Below are 15722 nucleotides of genomic sequence, written 5' to 3'. Positions count from 1 at the left end.
TGTCCAGATGCTATCCGCGCGGGCGCGGGGACCGGTTCCCGGGCGGGCGTCGTGGACGGCGCGCGGGAGGGGCGGGGCCGTCCCGCGCCGCGGTGCGCGGCGTGCGCTCGGCGTGCAAGTGCCGAGCGCACGCGCCGCTCAGCTGCCCAGGCGGTCCTTCTGGGACTGGATGAAGCGGTAGTAGTCGGCGTGCGTGAGATCACGCGCAGCGGCCTCGTCGACGACGACGGTCACCGCGGGGTGCATCTGCAGGATGCTGGCCGGGCAGGCGGCGCTCACGGGGCCCTCGACCATGTCGCGCACGGCCTGCGCCTTCCCCGCGCCGGTCGCGATGAGCACGATCCGGCGCGCCTCGCGGATGGTCTCCAGGCCCTGGGTGAGGACGTGGATCGGGACCTCGTCGGAGCTCGAGAAGAACCGGGCGTTGTCGCGCACGGTCTGCTCGGTCAGGGTCTTCACACGGGTGCGGGAGCCGAAGGAGCTGCTGGGCTCGTTGAAGCCGATGTGCCCGTTGGCGCCGATGCCGAGGATCTGGATGTCCACCCCGCCGGCCTCGCCGATCGAGGCGTCGTAGCGCACCGCCTCGGCGCGCGGGTCGGACGCCTCGCCGTCGGGCGAGAGCACGAGCTCATCGGGGATGTCCACGTGGCCGGTGAAGGTGTCGCGGATGAAGCGGTGGTAGCTCTGCTCGTGGTCGGCGCTGAGGCCGATGTACTCGTCGAGCAGGAAGGCGCGCGCGTGGGCGAAGCTCAGTCCCTGCTCGCGGTGGCGCGCGATCAGCTCGCGATACGTGAGGACCGGGCTCGAGCCGGTCGCCAGACCGAGCACGGCGCCGTCCTCGCCGCGCTCGCGCAGGACCTCCTCGAAGCGGTCGGCGACGACCGCGGCCGCCTGCTCGGCGTCCTTCGCGATGATGATCTCCACGGGTCCTCCTGCAGTCCGTCGTCCGTCACGGGCAGCACCCGTCGGACGCCTCGTCGATGATCGAGCATGACCGGATCAGTCGTCCAATGATCATGTCCGGTCACATCATAGAGCACGCGGGGAGGCTCGGCGCGCCTCCGACGGACCCGCTGTGCGCGACGGATCATCGGCCCGAGGACCCCGGGCAGCAGGACGACGACGGGCCCCGGGGATCACTCCCCGGGGCCCGTCGTCGTCCGCGCCGCGTCAGCGCCGCGTGCGCATGTCGGTCAGCGCGTCACTTCTTCTTCGGACCGGCCGCGAGCTCGAAGGCGCCGCGGGGGTTCGTCGACTGCGGGATGCCGATGATGTCGCGGCGCGAGATCGCGGTGCTCACCCAGTCGGCGACGACGGCGGCCTTCCGGCCGATCGTCGGCATCGTGTACAGGTGGTACGCGCGAGCGGCGGCCCAGGCGGGGACGCCCTTGAGCTCGATGCGCTTGTCGCCGAGCAGGAGGTACCCCATGCCCTTGTACATGCCCAGGGTCGCCATGGTGCCCATGTTCTTGTGGTAGTAGTCCACCAGCGGGCGGCCCTGCACGGAGCGCGTGATGTTGTCCGCGATCCGCTTGCCCTGGCGCACGGCGTGCTGGGCGTTGGGCGGGCAGATCTTGTCCTCGCCGGAGGCCAGGTCCGGGACGGCCGCGCAGTCGCCGCCGGCGAACACGTCGTCCATGGCGCCCTCGGCGCCCTTGACCCGGAGATCGGGGAGGCACTCGAGCTTGCCCATCTTCGGGCCGCGCTCGGAGAGCACGGGGATGTCGAAGGCCTCGGCCTCGCTCAGCAGCGGGTTCGGCTTCACGCCCGCGTTCCAGACGATGAGGTCGGTCTCGAACTCGTCGTCGTCGCTGGTCTTGATGACGTTGTTCTCGCAGGAGTTCACGAACGTCTCGAGCTTGACCTCGACGCCGCGCTCGCGCAGCTGGTTGAGCGCGTAGGCGCGCTGCTCCTCGCTGACCTCGGGGAAGATGAAGGGCGCGGCGTCGATGAGGACGAAGCGCACGTCCGAGGAGTGCAGGTCGGGGTAGTAGCGCAGGGCGTCGCGGACCATGTCCTCGGCCTCCGCCACGGCCTCGCCGCCGGCGAAGCCGCCGCCGATGAAGGTGAAGGTGAGCAGCCGCTTGCGGGTGCGGGGATCCTTGGTCGACGCGGCCTCGGCGAGGTTCGCGAGGATGCGGTCGCGCACGGCCACGGCCTCCTCGACCCACTTGAAGCCGATCGCGTTCTCGGCGAGGCCGGGGATCGGCAGCAGGCGCGGCACGGAGCCCAGGCCCAGCACGAGGTAGTCGTAGGAGATCTCGAGGTCGTCGCCGTCCTCGGTCTCGACCGAGACGACCTTCTCGGAGCTCTTCACGCCGGTGACGGCGCCGGTGACGACCTTCGTGCCCGAGAGCGCCTTGCGCAGCGGGGCGAGCGCGTTGCGCGGGTCGATCGAGCCGGAGCCGACCTCGGGGAGGAAGGGGGCGAAGGTCAGGTACGGGCGCGAGTCCACGACCGTGATCGCGATGTCGGAGCCGAGCGACTTCCGCAGCTCGCTGGCCGTGGTGAGCCCGACGGACCCGCCGCCGAGGATGAGGACATGGGGCTTTCCGCCGGTGATGGTGTTCATACCGACAGGATAGGGCCAAGGAGCTGTGCGGAGAAAAAACCTCCGCTCGGCAAGACATGGGCGGCTCCGGGGCGTTTCTGCCCCACTGCCCGCACGTTCGTGCAGGTCGCCGCTCCACGCGCGGTGGTTCAGATCACAGCAGGGAGAGTGCGATGCCGTCGAGGATGTCGTGCTCGGAGGAGCGCACCTCGGAGATGCCGGAGGCCTCCTGCACGCGCGCGAGGACGCGCTCCCAGATCAGCGCACCGGCGCCGATGACGTCGATCCGCCCGGGGTGGATGATCGGGCGACGACGGCGCTCGTCCGTGCTCATGGCGAGGACCTCGAGGCAGACCTCGCGCATGCGTGCGACGTCCAGGCGCGCGCCGTGGGTGGCGTCGGGCGTGTAGACCTCGAGGCCCTGCGCGAGCGCGGTCAGCGTGGTGACGGTCCCGGCGACGCCGACGAGGGTGCGCGTGGGCGCCAGCGGCACGACCTCCTCGGCCTGGTCGAGCAGGGAGTCGATGTCCGCGCGGGCGGCGTCGATCTCCGGCTCGCTCGGCGGGTCGGAGCGCAGGTGGCGCTCGGTGAGACGGACCGAGCCCATGTCCAGGCTGATGCGGTGCTCGGGCGCCTCGACGCCGGCGACGAGCTCGGTGGAGCCGCCGCCGATGTCCACGACGAGGCGCTGCCCCGGGACGAGCCCGTCGAGGGTGCTCACGGCGCCCCGGAAGGACAGCTCCGCCTCGACATCGCCGGGGACGACCTCGGGGGCGACCCCGAGGATCTCCCGGACGCCGTCGATGAACTCCTCGCGGTTGGAGGCGTCGCGCGTCGCGGAGGTGGCGACGAAGCGGATCCGCTCGGCGCCGTGCGCGGAGATCGCCGCGGCGTACTCGCGCGTCGCCGCGAGCGTGCGCTCGATCGCGGCGGGGTCGAATCGCCCGGTGCGGTCGACGTCGAAGCCCAGGCGCACGACCTCCATCCGGCGCTCGACGTCCACGAGGCCGCCGTCGCCCGCGCCGCGGGCGATCAGCAGGCGGATCGAGTTCGTGCCGCAGTCGATCGCGGCGACGGGGGCGGTGGAGGGTCCGTCCGTGCTCATCGCTCGTCCTCCCCCGTGGTGCCCTCGAAGCTCTCGCAGCGGCAGACGGAGATCACCGTGTCCGGGGCGATCTCGGCGAGGACGAGGTCGGCCACGGGGTTGACCCCGGGGCCCTCGGCCAGTCCGTGGCCGATGATCGCGTGCAGGCACTTCACGCGGCCGGGCATGCCGCCCGCGCTGATGCCCTCGATCTCCTCGACGCTCCCGAGCTCCGCACGGCGCTCGAGGTAGCGCTCATGGGCGCGGCGGTAGCCCGCGGCGAGCTCGGGGTCCTCGTCGAGCTGCGCGGTGAGCTCGGCGAGGCGCCCCGCGGCCTCGAGGTGCGAGGCGGCCTGCACCATGCTGGGCAGGGTGAGGTAGAACGAGGTCGGGAACGGCGTGCCCCCGGGCAGGCGGGGCAGGGTGCGCACCACGGCCGGGCGCCCGCACGCGCAGCGGCGCGCGACCGAGTGGACGCCGCGCATCTCGCGGCCCACCTGGTCCCGCATCCGCGCGAGGTCGTCCTCGCTCGCGGGCGTCTCGTACGGCAGCGGCGGGAGCGTGCCGGGGAACGGGGTGGGAAGGGGCTGGGGAAGCGTGGTCACTCGTCGTCCTGGTCGCTGGGTGAGTCGGAGCCGCCCGCGTCGGAGGCGCCGGATCCGTTGTTCTTGCCCGTGCCGGGGGCCTGCGGGTCGTCGGCCCTGCCGTCGGCCGGCGAGACCGAGGTGGTGCCGGGGTCGGCGCGGCTCGCGCCCTCGACGCTGCTCCACAGGGTCGTGTACCAGTCGCCGGAGGAGGCCTCGGCCTGCTTCTGCTGGGCCTCGGTGAGGGGGACGTCGTTGCCCGAGGAGTCCATGAGGCGGTACTGGGTCTCCCCCGGCATCGCGTAGAGCAGGCGCTCGCGGGCCTGGGCGGCCACGTAGTTCGGATCGTCCCAGCGGTCGACCTGGGCCTGGAGGTCGGCGACCTCGTCCTGCTGGCCGGAGACCTGATCCTGCAGGGAGGCGAGCTGCTGGCGCTGGGCGATGAAGGTGTTGAGCGTCGGCACGAGCGTGGCGAGGGCCACCACGATCACCGCGATGAGGATCAGCGCGCGCCGCGTGATCGTGATGACCGGGCCGTCGGGCTCATCGGCCGGATCGGTGCCGCGGGGCACGCTGCGCGGGCGGGAGGCGGAGGCGGGGCGCGAGGAGGCGCTGCCCGGTCGCCGATCGCCGGAGGTGCGGGCGCGGTCGCCGCGCCGGCCCCCGGACGCGGCGACCGGGCGTCCCGCGGATCGTGGGGCGCCCGGTCGTCGTGCAGTCATGCGCTCGAGGGTAGCGCGCTCAGGCGGAGAACCGCGGGAACGCCGAGGCGCCGGCGTAGGTCGCGGCCTCGCCCAGCTCCTCCTCGATGCGGATCAGCTGGTTGTACTTGTTCACGCGCTCGCCGCGGGCGGGGGCGCCGGACTTGATCTGGCCGCAGTTCACGGCGACCGCGAGGTCCGCGATCGTGGTGTCCTCGGTCTCGCCCGAGCGGTGCGACATCATGCAGCGGTAGCCGCTGCGGTGCGCGAGGTCGACGGCGTCGAGGGTCTCGGTGAGCGAGCCGATCTGGTTGACCTTGACCAGCAGCGCGTTGGCGGCGCCGAGGTCGATGCCCTTGCCCAGGCGCTCGGGGTTGGTGACGAAGAGGTCGTCGCCCACGATCTGGACCTTGTCGCCCAGGGCGTCGGTGATGGCCTTCCAGCCGTCCCAGTCCTCCTCGTCCAGCGGGTCCTCGATGGAGACCAGCGGGTAGGCGTCCACGAGCTCGGTGTAGTAGTCGATGAGCTCCTGGCTGGACTTCTTGCCGCCCTCGAAGGCGTAGGAGCCGTCCTCGAAGAACTCGGAGGCCGCGACGTCGAGCGCGAGCGCCACGTCGGTGCCGGGGGCGTAGCCCGCGTTGCGGATCGCCTCGAGGATGAGGTCGAGCGCCGCACGGTTGGACTCGAGGTTCGGCGCGAAGCCGCCCTCGTCGCCGAGGCCCGTGGACAGGCCGCGCTCCTTCAGCACTGCCTTGAGCGCGTGGTACACCTCGGCGCCCATGCGGACGGCCTCGACGAAGCTGCTCGCGCCGATCGGCGCGATCATGAACTCCTGGATGTCGACGTTGGAGTCCGCGTGGGACCCGCCGTTGAGGATGTTCATCATCGGCACGGGGAGCACGTGGGCGTTCGGGCCGCCGACGTACTGGTAGAGCGGGAGGGCCGAGGAGTCGGCGGCGGCGCGGGCGACCGCGAGGGAGACGCCGAGGATCGCGTTGGCGCCCAGGGTGCCCTTGTTGGCGGTGCCGTCGGCCTCGATCATGGCCTGGTCGATGGCGCGCTGCTCCTGCGCGTCCAGTCCCACGACCTCCGGGCCGAGGGAGTCGACGACGGCCTGGACGGCCTTGGTCACACCCTTGCCCAGGTAGCGGCCCTTGTCGCCGTCGCGCAGCTCGACGGCCTCGAACTGGCCGGTGGAGGCGCCGGAGGGCACCTCGGCGCGGGCGAAGGTGCCGTCGTCGAGCAGCACCTCGACCTCGACGGTGGGGTTGCCTCGCGAGTCGAGGATCTCGCGGGACAGGACGGCGTCGATGAGAGCCATGTGGGTTTCCTTCCTTCGGTGAGGTCAGGTCCGGCGCCGCGCGGGCGGGCCGGTGTCGGCACCAGTCTAGTCGTCGACCGGCGACCGATCCTGGGCCGCCCACGACGGGCGCGGACCCGTCAGCGCGAGAGGCCCCGGGTGCGCGTGAGCAGGGTGCGCAGCGCGGATTCGGGGTCGACGTCGCGGGCCTCGGCCTCGCGCACCACGGAGAGCAGCCGGAGGGCGATGTCGGCGCCCCACTCCTCGGCGTCCGGGGCCGAGGCGGCGGACTCCGCGGCCGCGGTGAGCTCGTCGAGCCGGGCGTCGGACCGCGAGCGGTGGACGCTCTTCGCCGCCGCCTGGAGCGCGGGCAGGGCGTGCGGGATGCCGTCGAACCAGGCGGACGGGAGGGCGCCGTCCGCGTCGGTCCCGTCGGACTCCCCTGACTCCTCGGACCCGTCGGCCCCGTCCTGCTCCGCCCGCTCGCGGGCCTTCACGGCATGCCACTGCGCGATGATCTGCTCGACGTCGCCGCGGTCGTCGAGCGAGTCCTCGCGGTCCGCGCCGAACACGTGCGGATTGCGCCGCTCCATCTTCCGGACGAAGGCGCGGGCCACGTCGTCGACGTCCCAGGCGGGGTCCTCCTCCTGCCCGAGACGGGCGTGGAACAGGATCTGGAAGAGCAGGTCGCCGAGCTCGTCGGGCAGATGAGCGGCGGCGGAGGGGCCCGACCCGTCGGTCCGCTCCTCGATCGCCTCGAGGACCTCGTGGGTCTCCTCGAGCAGGTAGCGGGCGAGCGAATGATGGGTCTGCAGGGCGCTCCAGGCGTCGCCGTCGGGGGCCCGCAGGGCGTCCATCACGGCGACCGCGCGCAGCAGCTCGCTCCCCCGCGCCGGGCTCCGGTCCTCCGACCCGTCCGCGCTCACGCCGCGTCCTCCGCCGGCGCCGGCTTCAGCACGCCGAGCACCTTCCGGGCCCAGGCGAGCAGCTCGTGGTCGCGCAGCTCGGTGCCGCCCACGCGCGAGGTCGTCGGCCGCGGGACGAGCACCTGGCGCACGGCGGGCTTGAGCATGGTGCCCGGGTACAGGCGCTTCATGCGCATGGCCACCGAGTCGGGCAGCTCGAGGTGGGCGAAGCGGATCATCTTGCCCTGGGCCTGGACCTCCTCGATGCCGGCGTCACGGCACTCCAGGCGGAAACGGGCCACGTCCAGGAGCACCTCGACCGCGGCCGGCGGCGCGCCGTAGCGGTCCGTGAGCTCGGCGCGGACCTCCTCGATGGTCGCCGGGTCGCTCGCGCCGGAGAGCTTCGAGTAGGCCTCGAGGCGCAGCCGCTCGGAGGCGATGTAGTCGTGGGGCACGTGGGCGTCGAGCGGAAGCTCGACCTTGACGTCCTTCGTGGGCGCGGTGGACTCGCCGCGGAAGGCCGCGACGGCCTCCCCCACCATCCGCACGTAGAGGTCGAAGCCGACGCCCGCGATGTGGCCGGACTGCTCGCCGCCCAGCAGGTTGCCGGCGCCGCGGATCTCGAGGTCCTTCATGGCGACCTGCATGCCCGCGCCGAGATCGGTGTTGGTGGCCAGGGTGGTGAGGCGGTCCGAGGCGGTCTCCGTGAGGGGCTTCGACCCGTCGTAGAGGAAGTACGCGTAGGCGCGCTCGCTCGAGCGGCCCACGCGGCCGCGCAGCTGGTGGAGCTGGGAGAGGCCGAAGCGGTCGGCGTTCTCGACGATCAGCGTGTTGGCGTTGGCGATGTCCAGGCCGGTCTCGACGATCGTCGTGCACACGAGCACGTCGAACTCCTTCTCCCAGAAGTCGACGATGACCCGCTCGAGCTGGTTCTCGTTCATCTTGCCGTGGGCGACCTGCACGCGCGCGTCGGGCACGAGCTCGCGCAGCCGCTGGGCGGTGGCGTCGATGTCCTCCACGCGGTTGTGGATGAAGAAGACCTGGCCCTCCCGCAGCAGCTCGCGGCGGATCGCGGCGGTGATCTGCTTGTCGTCCTCCGCGCCAACGTAGGTGAGCACGGGGTGTCGCTCCTCGGGCGGGGTCGCGAGCGTGGACATCTCGCGGATGCCGGTCACGGCCATCTCGAGGGTGCGCGGGATCGGCGTGGCGGACATGGACAGCACGTCCACGTTGGTGCGCATCGCCTTGAGGGTCTCCTTGTGCTCGACGCCGAAGCGCTGCTCCTCGTCGATGATCAGCAGGCCCAGGTCCTTGAACCGCACCTGCCCGGTGATCAGGCGGTGGGTGCCGATGACCACGTCGACGCTGCCGTCGCGCAGACCCTCGATGGTGGCCTGGGAGTCGGCGTCGGACTGGAAGCGGGAGAGCCCCCGCACGGTCACGGGGAAGCCCGTGAAGCGCTCGGTGAAGGTGTCCAGGTGCTGCTGGGAGAGCAGGGTCGTGGGCGCGAGCACGGCGACCTGCTTGCCGTCCTGGACGGCCTTGAAGGCGGCGCGCACCGCGATCTCCGTCTTGCCGTAGCCGACGTCGCCGAGGATCAGGCGGTCCATCGGGACGGCCTTCTCCATGTCGCCCTTGACGTCGTCGATCGTGGAGAGCTGATCGGGGGTCTCGACGAACTCGAAGGAGTCCTCGAGCTCGCGCTGCCAGGGGGTGTCGGGGCCGAAGGAGTGGCCGGGCGCGCTCTGGCGCGCGGAGTACAGGCGCACGAGCTCGTCGGCGATCTCGCGGATCGCCTTGCGGGCCCTCGACTTGGTCTTCGCCCAGTCGGCCCCGCCCATGCGGTTGACCGTGGGGTCCTCGCCGCCGACGTACTTGGTGACCTGGTCGAGCTGGTCGCTGGGGACGTAGAGCCTGTCCCCCGGCTGCCCCTTCTTCGAGGCCGCGTACTCGATGACGAGGTACTCGCGGGTGGTCGCCTTGGCGCCGGATCCGACGGTGCGGCTGGTCATCTCGACGAAGCGGCCGACGCCGTGGTGCGCGTGGACGACATGGTCGCCCGGGCGCAGCTGCAGGGGGTCCACGACGTTGCGGCGGCGCGAGGGGATGCGCCGCTCGCCCCCGCTGCGCCGCTGGCCGGTCTTGCCGGTGACATCGCGCTCGGAGACCACCATGAGCCGCAGGGACTCGTCGACGAGGCCGTCGGCGAAGGGGCCGACGGTGACGATCGGCTCCCCCGGCGCGGGCGGCACGTCGAGCGGGTGGACGTAGCGGGCGGGCACGCCCTGCTCCTCGAGGGACTCGGCGGCGTGGCGGGCGCCGCCGCTGCCGGTCATCGTGACCACGATCCGCCAGCCCTCGGTGCGGCGGGCGCCGAGATCCTTCGCGATGTCCTCCCCGCGGCCGGAGTAGCCGGGGTGGTTCACGGCGCGCGCGGTGAGGTCGACGTCGGTCTCGAGGCCGAAGGGCGCGAGGGTGTGCCAGCGCTGGCCGCGGGAGCGTGCGTGCTCCCGCACGTCCGGGAGCGGCACGAAGCTCGCCTCGCCCACGTCGATCGGGAGCCCGCCGCCGGCGGCGGCGCTCGACCAGGCCGCGGCGAGGAACTCGTCGGTCGTGGAGACCAGCTCCGCCCCGCGGGCGCGCACGCGCTCCGGGTCGATCACGAGGAAGCGGGAGTCCGCGGGGAGCACGTCGACGACCTGCTCCATCTCCCCCACCAGCACCGGGCTGAGCGACTCCATGCCGTCCACGGCGATGCCGGCGGCGATCCGCTCGAGCATGTCCCGCACGCCCGGGAGCTTCTCCGCCATGTCCCGGGCGCGCTCGCGCACGGTGTCGCTGAGCAGGATCTCGCGGCACGGCGCGGCGTCGAGCCCGTGGGGCACGGACTCCAGGGAGCGCTGGTCGGCGATGGAGAAGTACCGGACCTCGTCGACCTCGTCGCCGAACAGGTCCACGCGCACGGGGTGGGGCTCGGTGGGCGGGAAGACGTCGAGGATGCCGCCGCGCACGGCGAACTCGCCGCGCTTCTCGACCATGTCGGTGCGCACGTACGCGGCGTCGACGAGGTCCTGCTCGAGGCGCTCCAGCGGGTAGTCGTCGCCGACGCGGGCGCGCACGGCCCGCAGGTCCCCGAGGCCCTTCGCGATCGGCTGCAGCAGGCTGCGCACCGGGAGCAGGAGCACGCTGACGCCCTGCTCTGTCTCCGGGTGGGCGATGCGCCGCAGGGTCTGCAGGCGGCGGGCGACGGTGTCGGCGCGCGGGGACAGCCGCTCGTGCGGGAGGGTCTCCCAGGCGGGCAGCTCGGCCACGTGCGTCGTGCCGACCATCGCCTCGAGCGCGGCGCGGGCGTCCTCGGACGCGCGGGTCGTGGCGGTGAGCACGACGAGGGGCGAGTCGGGGGTGGCGCTGCGTGCGAGGTCGGCGACGGCGAAGGGCACCAGGGAGGTCGGGGCGACGGTCGCCGAGTCCTCGACGGGGACGTCGGAGGCGGCCGGATCGGGGGCGACGAGCTCGCGCAGGCGCGTGAGGTCCTCACCGCTCGCGACGAGGTCGAGCAGCGGGGCGAGCGGGCCGGACGGAGCCGGACGGGCCGGAGGGGTCGGCGCGTTCGAGGCGGTCATCGGGCCTCCCGGGAGTGGACGGTCTGCTGGGCGGCGGTGAGGCCCTCGAGGACGAGCAGCTCGAGCGCGTCGCCCGCCTCGTCGATCACGAGGTCGAGCTCCTTGCGCTCGGCGGGGCGGAAGGGCGCGAGCACGTGATCCGCGGTGTCCTGCCGGCCGGGCGGGCGGCCCACCCCGACGCGCACGCGCAGGTACTCCTTGGTCCCGAGGGCCTTGGTGATGTCCCGCAGACCGTTGTGGCCGCCCTCTCCCCCGCCCCGCTTGAGCCGGAGGGTGCCGAAGGGGAGGTCGACCTCGTCGTGCACGACGATCACGTGCTCGGGATCGACGCCGTAGAAGGAGGCGAGAGCGGAGACGGGGCCGCCGGAGGTGTTCATGAAGCCGGTGGACTTCGCGAGGATCGTGCGGGCGCCCGCCCCGGGCGGGCCCATGCGTCCCTCGATGACGACGGCGGGGGCGCGTCGCGCCGCCTTGAAGCGGCCGCCGGTCTGCGCGGCGACATGGTCGAGCACCATCTGGCCGATGTTGTGCCGCGTGGCCGCGTAGGAGGGGCCGGGATTGCCGAGGCCGACGACGAGGAACGTCTCGTTCGCGGTGGTCATGGGGGCATCCTCCAGGGGCGATGTGGGGCGGGGACCTGGGAGACGCTACCGGGGCGCCGCGCAGTGCGCGACGCCCCGGTGACGAGCTGTGAGCAAGCGATCGCACGGGCGACCGCCCGGGCTCACTCCTCCTTCTCGGACTCCTCCGAGGACTCCTCGGCGTCCTCCGAGGACTCCTCGCCCTCGGCGGTCTCCTCGCCCTCGGTCTCCTCCTCGGGCTCCTCCTCGACGCGCGGCAGCTGCACCGCGACGACGAGCAGCTCCGGATCGGTGATGAGCTCGGTGCCCTGGGGCAGGACGACGTCGCCGGCGAAGAGCTGGTAGCCCTCCTCCTGCTCCTCGACGGAGATCTCGATGCTCTCGGGCACCGCGAGGGCGTCCACGGAGAGGGTGAGCGACTGGGCGTCGACGACCGCGATCGCCGGGGAGACGGGCTCGCCGGTGACGTACACGGGGATGTCGACCTCGACCTTCTCCCCGCGGCGGACGAGGATCAGGTCGAGGTGGGTGATGTTGCGCGACAGCGGGTGGCGCTGGATCTCCTTGATGAGGCCCAGGTGCGACTCGCCGTCGGGAAGGGTCAGGTCCAGCAGCGCGTTGGCGTTGCGGGCCGCGAGCGCGGTCTCGTGACCGGGCAGCACGAGGTGCACCGGATCGGTGCCGTGGCCGTAGAGGACGGCGGGGATCTTGTTCTCGGTGCGGATGCGGCGGGCAGCGCCCTTGCCGAACTCCTCGCGCTTCTCGACGTTCAGCTTCTCAGCCATGGGGATGCTCCTTGCGGTTTCCGGGCGGCGAGCGCACGCCGCGGAACCGGGCGCCCTCGCCGAGGGAGCCGTCCCGCACCGCGTCGATCACGGAGAGCGGATGCTCTCCCTCGCCGAAGTGACCCGGGGAGATTACCACGGCCGGGGCCGACGCAGGACGGCCGGGCGAGGGGCCTCACAGCCCCGCGCCCGGCCGTCCGCCGATGCGTCCGCCGATGCTTCTGCCTCGGGTCAGACCTCGCCGTCGAAGAGGCTGGTGACGGAGCCGTCGTCGAAGACCGCGCGGATGGCGCGGGCGAGCAGCGGGGCGATCGAGAGCTGGGTGAGCCCGTCGAACCACTTCTCCTCGGGGATCGGCAGGGTGTTGGTGCAGATGACCTCGCGCACGCTGCTGCTGCGCAGACGCTCGGCGGCGGGGTCGGAGAGGATCGGGTGGGTGGTCGCCACGATGACGCTCGCGGCGCCGTTGGCCTTCAGGGCCTCGACGGCCTGCACGATGGTGCCGGCGGTGTCGATCATGTCGTCCACGAGCACGCAGGTCTTGCCCGCCACGTCGCCGATGACGCGCTTGGCGACGGCCTGGTTGGGCTTCTTGGGGTCGCGCGACTTGTGGATGAAGGCCAGGTTCACGCCGCCCAGGCGCTTGGCCCACTGCTCCGCCACGCGGATGCGGCCGGCGTCGGGCGAGACGACCGTGAGGTCCTCCTCGCCGTACTTCGAGCTCACGTAGTCCGCGAGGATCGGCAGGGCCATGAGATGGTCGAGCGGGCTGTTGAAGTAGCCCTGGACCTGCGGGGCGTGCAGGTCCACGGAGATCATGCGGTCGATGCCGGCGGTCTCGTAGAGGTCGGCCATGAGGCGCGCGGAGATCGGCTCGCGGCCGCGGTGCTTCTTGTCCTGGCGGGCGTAGGGGAAGGAGGGGGCGATCGCGGTGACGCGCTTGGCGGAGGCCCGCTTGAGCGCATCGATCATGATCAGGTGCTCCATCACCCACTGGTTGATCGGGGCGGGCGTGGACTGGAGCACGAAGGCGTCGGCGCCGCGCACCGACTCGCCGTAGCGCACGTAGATCTCGCCGTTGGCGAAGTCCCAGGCGTCCATCGGGAGCACGTCGACCCCGAGCTCCTCGGCGACCTCCTGGGCGAGCACGGGATGAGCCCTCCCGGAGACCAGGACCAGCCGCTTCTCGCCTGTCGCGGTGATACCGCTCATCAGTTCTCCTGTTCCTTCCCGTCCTCGGACGAAGACGTCTCCGACTCGCCGGCGCCGGCCTGGGCGGCGCGCGCCGCCTCGTCGGCGACGGTGCCGGGCCGTCGGCGCGAGGTCCATCCTTCCACGATCTTCATGGTGGTGTCGTTGACGGCCAGCGCCCCGGGCGGGACGTCCTGGAGGATCGTGGTGCCGCCGCCGGTCACCGCCCCGTCGCCGATCTCGACGGGGGCGATGATCACGTTGTCGGCGCCGACCTTCGCGTGCCGGCCCACCCGCGAGCGGTGCTTGTCGACCCCGTCGTAGTTCGCGAAGATCGTGGCCGCCCCGATGTTGGTGCCCTCGCCGATCTCGGCGTCCCCGACGTAGCTGAGGTGCGGCACCTTCGCGCCGTCGCCGATCTGCGCGTTCTTGGTCTCGCAGAAGCCGCCGATCTTGCCGTCAGCTCCCAGCACGGTGCCCGGACGCAGGTAGGTGAAGGGGCCGACGGACGCGCCGGGCCCGATCTCGGCGAGCAGGGCGTGGGTGCGCACCACGCTCGCGCCGTCGTCGACCTCGGTGTCCTCGAGGGTCGAGTCGGGGCCCAGGCGGACGTCCTCGCCGATCGTGGTGGCCCCCAGCAGCTGCACGCCGGGCTGGATCACGGTGTCCTGGCCGATCGAGACCTCCGCGTCGACCCAGGTGGTCGCGGGGTCGACGATCGTGACGCCCGCGCGCATGTGGCGCTCGAGGAGGCGGCGGCGCATCTCGGAGCCGAGCTGGGCGAGCTGGACGCGGTCGTTGACGCCCTCGACGAGCATCGCGTCCTCGGTGACCAGGGAGCGCACGGCGCCGCCCTCGGCGCGCGCGATCGCGAGCACGTCGGTGAGGTACATCTCGCCCTGGGCGTTGTCGGTGGTGACCTGGCCGAGGGCACGGCGCAGCACGTCGACGTCGAAGGCGTAGATGCCGGAGTTGATCTCGTCGATCGCGCGCTGCTCCTCGTCGGCGTCCTTGTGCTCGACGATCGCGGCGACCTCGCCGGACTGCGCATCGCGCAGGATGCGGCCGTAGCCGGTGGGGTCGGCGACGCGGGCGGTGAGCACGGTGACGGCGCTCCCCGCGCCCTCGTGCGCGGCCACGAGCTCGGTGAGCGTCGCCGCGTCCAGCAGCGGCACGTCGCCGTAGGTGACGAGCACGGTGCCGGAGGCGGCGCCGACCTGCTCGAGCCCGCACTGCACCGCGCGGCCGGTGCCGGGGACGGCGTCCTGGTCCGCGATGACGACGTCCGGCGCGTGCTCGGCGAGGTGGCCGGCGACCTTCTCGCGCTCGTGGCGGACGACGGCGATCAGCTGCGCGGGCGAGGTGCCGCGAGCGGCCTCGATCGCGTGCAGCAGCAGGGAGCGGCCGCACAAGGGGTGCAGGACCTTGGGGATCCTGGATCTCATGCGGGTGCCGGCTCCTGCGGCGAGCACGATGACGGCGGCAGGTGCGGGGACGTTCACGCGGTTCTCCTCGGTGCGCTGGACGGGGCGCTGGCACGGTTCCGGATCCGGCGCCGACGCGAGCGCCGGCGGACCGTTCCGCCATCAGGACTCGAACCTGAAACTTCAGAACCAAAATCTGAGGTGTTGCCGATTACACCATGGCGGAGCGCCCCGGGGCGGGGCCATCGGGATCCTATCGGCCGACGTCCGGCGGGCGAGCGACGGGGCGAGGCATGGGAGACTCGCCTCATGGCCCCCGCCTCCGAGAAGCCGTCCGCCCGCGCCGCCGGTCCCCGCGCCCGCGCCCGCGCCCCGCGGATGAGCGGGCGCGAGCGCCGCGAGCAGCTCGTGGTGATCGGCCGCTCGGTGTTCGCCCAGAAGGGCTACGACGCCACCAGCGTCGAGGAGATCGCCGCCCGGGCCCAGGTCTCGAAGCCGATCGTCTACGAGCACTTCGGCGGGAAGGAGGGGCTGTACGCGGTGATCGTGGACCGCGAGACCTCGACCCTGCTGGGAGCGCTGGAGGCGGCGCTGGACGATCATCGCGCCCATCCGCGCACGCTCATGGAGCGCGCGGCGCTCGCCTTCCTCACCTACATCGACGAGCGCGAGGACGGCTTCCGGATCCTGGTGCGGGACTCCCCCGCGACCCATCAGGGCGGCTCGTACTCGACGCTGCTCGGGGACGTCGCCGCGAAGGTCGAGTCGATCCTCACCGCGCAGCTGCGGCTGCGCCGCTACACCGCGGCCGACGCCGCCCTGTACGCGCAGATGCTCGTGGGCATGGTCGCCTTCACCGGCCAGTGGTGGCTCGAGACGCGCATCCCCGCGAAGGAGGATGTGGCCGCACGGATGGTGAACCTCTCCTGGTTCGGCCTGGGCGCCCTGCAGAAGGACCCGCAGCTGCGCGGGAAGTGAGGGCGGGTTCGGGAA

At 72.5% G+C, this 15722-nt stretch carries 13 protein-coding genes and 1 tRNA gene; 1 reads left to right on the top strand and 13 read right to left on the bottom strand.

All coding sequences use genetic code 11. From position 1 onward, the window contains the following. Positions 1 to 138 precede the first annotated feature (138 nt). The 13 genes from nagB to MHY49_RS07215 all read right to left on the bottom strand — a co-directional run bounded on the left by nagB (position 139) and on the right by MHY49_RS07215 (position 14955). A complete protein-coding gene (gene nagB / locus MHY49_RS07275; RefSeq protein ID WP_239203376.1) occupies positions 139 to 924 on the bottom strand; it encodes a glucosamine-6-phosphate deaminase in 786 nt (261 codons plus the stop codon). A 277-nt stretch (positions 925 to 1201) separates the two neighbouring features. Then, the gene (locus MHY49_RS07270) at positions 1202 to 2572 is read right to left on the bottom strand and encodes an NAD(P)/FAD-dependent oxidoreductase (RefSeq protein WP_200503917.1); all 1371 of its coding nucleotides are present in this window, start codon (positions 2570 to 2572) and stop codon (positions 1202 to 1204) included. A gap of 133 nt (positions 2573 to 2705) precedes the next feature. After that, positions 2706 to 3656, bottom strand: a complete 951-nt coding sequence (locus MHY49_RS07265; protein WP_239203375.1) for a Ppx/GppA phosphatase family protein — start codon at positions 3654 to 3656, stop codon at positions 2706 to 2708. Beyond that, positions 3653 to 4240: a DUF501 domain-containing protein gene (locus tag MHY49_RS07260; RefSeq protein WP_370646032.1), complete on the bottom strand. Its 588-nt coding sequence runs from the start codon at positions 4238 to 4240 to the stop codon at positions 3653 to 3655. Before MHY49_RS07260 ends, MHY49_RS07265 begins: the two co-directional genes overlap by 4 nt. Continuing rightward, positions 4237 to 4941 carry a septum formation initiator family protein gene (locus tag MHY49_RS07255; RefSeq protein WP_239203374.1) on the bottom strand — a complete coding sequence of 235 codons (705 nt, stop codon included), beginning with the start codon at positions 4939 to 4941 and terminating at the stop codon, positions 4237 to 4239. Before MHY49_RS07255 ends, MHY49_RS07260 begins: the two co-directional genes overlap by 4 nt. A gap of 19 nt (positions 4942 to 4960) precedes the next feature. Continuing rightward, on the bottom strand, positions 4961 to 6241 hold the full coding sequence (eno, locus tag MHY49_RS07250) for a phosphopyruvate hydratase (protein WP_239203373.1): 1281 nt from the start codon (positions 6239 to 6241) through the stop codon (positions 4961 to 4963). Between the two features lie 119 nt (positions 6242 to 6360). Further along, positions 6361 to 7146, bottom strand: coding sequence for a MazG nucleotide pyrophosphohydrolase domain-containing protein (locus MHY49_RS07245; protein WP_239203372.1), 786 nt, complete (start codon positions 7144 to 7146; stop codon positions 6361 to 6363). After that, a complete protein-coding gene (mfd, locus tag MHY49_RS07240) occupies positions 7143 to 10748 on the bottom strand; it encodes a transcription-repair coupling factor (protein ID WP_239203371.1) in 3606 nt (1201 codons plus the stop codon). Before mfd ends, MHY49_RS07245 begins: the two co-directional genes overlap by 4 nt. Then, positions 10745 to 11350 (bottom strand): aminoacyl-tRNA hydrolase, encoded by a 606-nt coding sequence (gene pth / locus MHY49_RS07235; RefSeq protein ID WP_200503922.1) that lies wholly within the window; start codon positions 11348 to 11350, stop codon positions 10745 to 10747. Before pth ends, mfd begins: the two co-directional genes overlap by 4 nt. Before the next feature lie 122 nt (positions 11351 to 11472). Beyond that, entirely contained in the window at positions 11473 to 12114 is a 642-nt protein-coding gene (locus MHY49_RS07230; RefSeq protein WP_228358644.1) for a 50S ribosomal protein L25/general stress protein Ctc, read from the bottom strand. A 231-nt stretch (positions 12115 to 12345) separates the two neighbouring features. Beyond that, entirely contained in the window at positions 12346 to 13326 is a 981-nt protein-coding gene (locus tag MHY49_RS07225; RefSeq protein ID WP_152353240.1) for a ribose-phosphate diphosphokinase, read from the bottom strand. Beyond that, positions 13326 to 14807: a bifunctional UDP-N-acetylglucosamine diphosphorylase/glucosamine-1-phosphate N-acetyltransferase GlmU gene (gene glmU, locus MHY49_RS07220; protein ID WP_370646031.1), complete on the bottom strand. Its 1482-nt coding sequence runs from the start codon at positions 14805 to 14807 to the stop codon at positions 13326 to 13328. The genes MHY49_RS07225 and glmU overlap by 1 nt, the downstream gene beginning before the upstream one ends. Before the next feature lie 76 nt (positions 14808 to 14883). After that, positions 14884 to 14955: transfer RNA gene (locus tag MHY49_RS07215), tRNA-Gln, on the bottom strand. 83 nt (positions 14956 to 15038) lie between these two features. Between MHY49_RS07215 and MHY49_RS07210 the strand changes: the two genes are divergently transcribed. Then, positions 15039 to 15707, top strand: a complete 669-nt coding sequence (locus MHY49_RS07210) for a TetR/AcrR family transcriptional regulator (RefSeq protein ID WP_370646030.1) — start codon at positions 15039 to 15041, stop codon at positions 15705 to 15707. Positions 15708 to 15722: the final 15 nt, after the last annotated feature.

The organism is Brachybacterium sp. ACRRE (assembly GCF_022346485.1).
Taxonomy (GTDB): Bacteria; Actinomycetota; Actinomycetes; order Actinomycetales; family Dermabacteraceae; genus Brachybacterium; species Brachybacterium halotolerans.
The sequence above is the reverse complement of the archived record's forward strand: the minus strand, read 5'-3'. Positions and strand labels throughout refer to the sequence as shown.

Excerpts from the sequence above, each read along its gene's own strand:
- MHY49_RS07210 (WP_370646030.1), top strand. The coding sequence starts at position 15,039 with ATGGCCCCCGCCTCCGAGAAGCCGTCCGCCCGCGCCGCCGGTCCCCGC.
- MHY49_RS07255 (WP_239203374.1), bottom strand. The coding sequence starts at position 4,941 with ATGACTGCACGACGACCGGGCGCCCCACGATCCGCGGGACGCCCGGTC.
- MHY49_RS07265 (WP_239203375.1), bottom strand. The coding sequence starts at position 3,656 with ATGAGCACGGACGGACCCTCCACCGCCCCCGTCGCCGCGATCGACTGC.
- MHY49_RS07225 (WP_152353240.1), bottom strand. The coding sequence starts at position 13,326 with ATGAGCGGTATCACCGCGACAGGCGAGAAGCGGCTGGTCCTGGTCTCC.
- MHY49_RS07230 (WP_228358644.1), bottom strand. The coding sequence starts at position 12,114 with ATGGCTGAGAAGCTGAACGTCGAGAAGCGCGAGGAGTTCGGCAAGGGC.
- pth (WP_200503922.1), bottom strand. The coding sequence starts at position 11,350 with ATGACCACCGCGAACGAGACGTTCCTCGTCGTCGGCCTCGGCAATCCC.
- MHY49_RS07270 (WP_200503917.1), bottom strand. The coding sequence starts at position 2,572 with ATGAACACCATCACCGGCGGAAAGCCCCATGTCCTCATCCTCGGCGGC.
- mfd (WP_239203371.1), bottom strand. The coding sequence starts at position 10,748 with ATGACCGCCTCGAACGCGCCGACCCCTCCGGCCCGTCCGGCTCCGTCC.
- eno (WP_239203373.1), bottom strand. The coding sequence starts at position 6,241 with ATGGCTCTCATCGACGCCGTCCTGTCCCGCGAGATCCTCGACTCGCGA.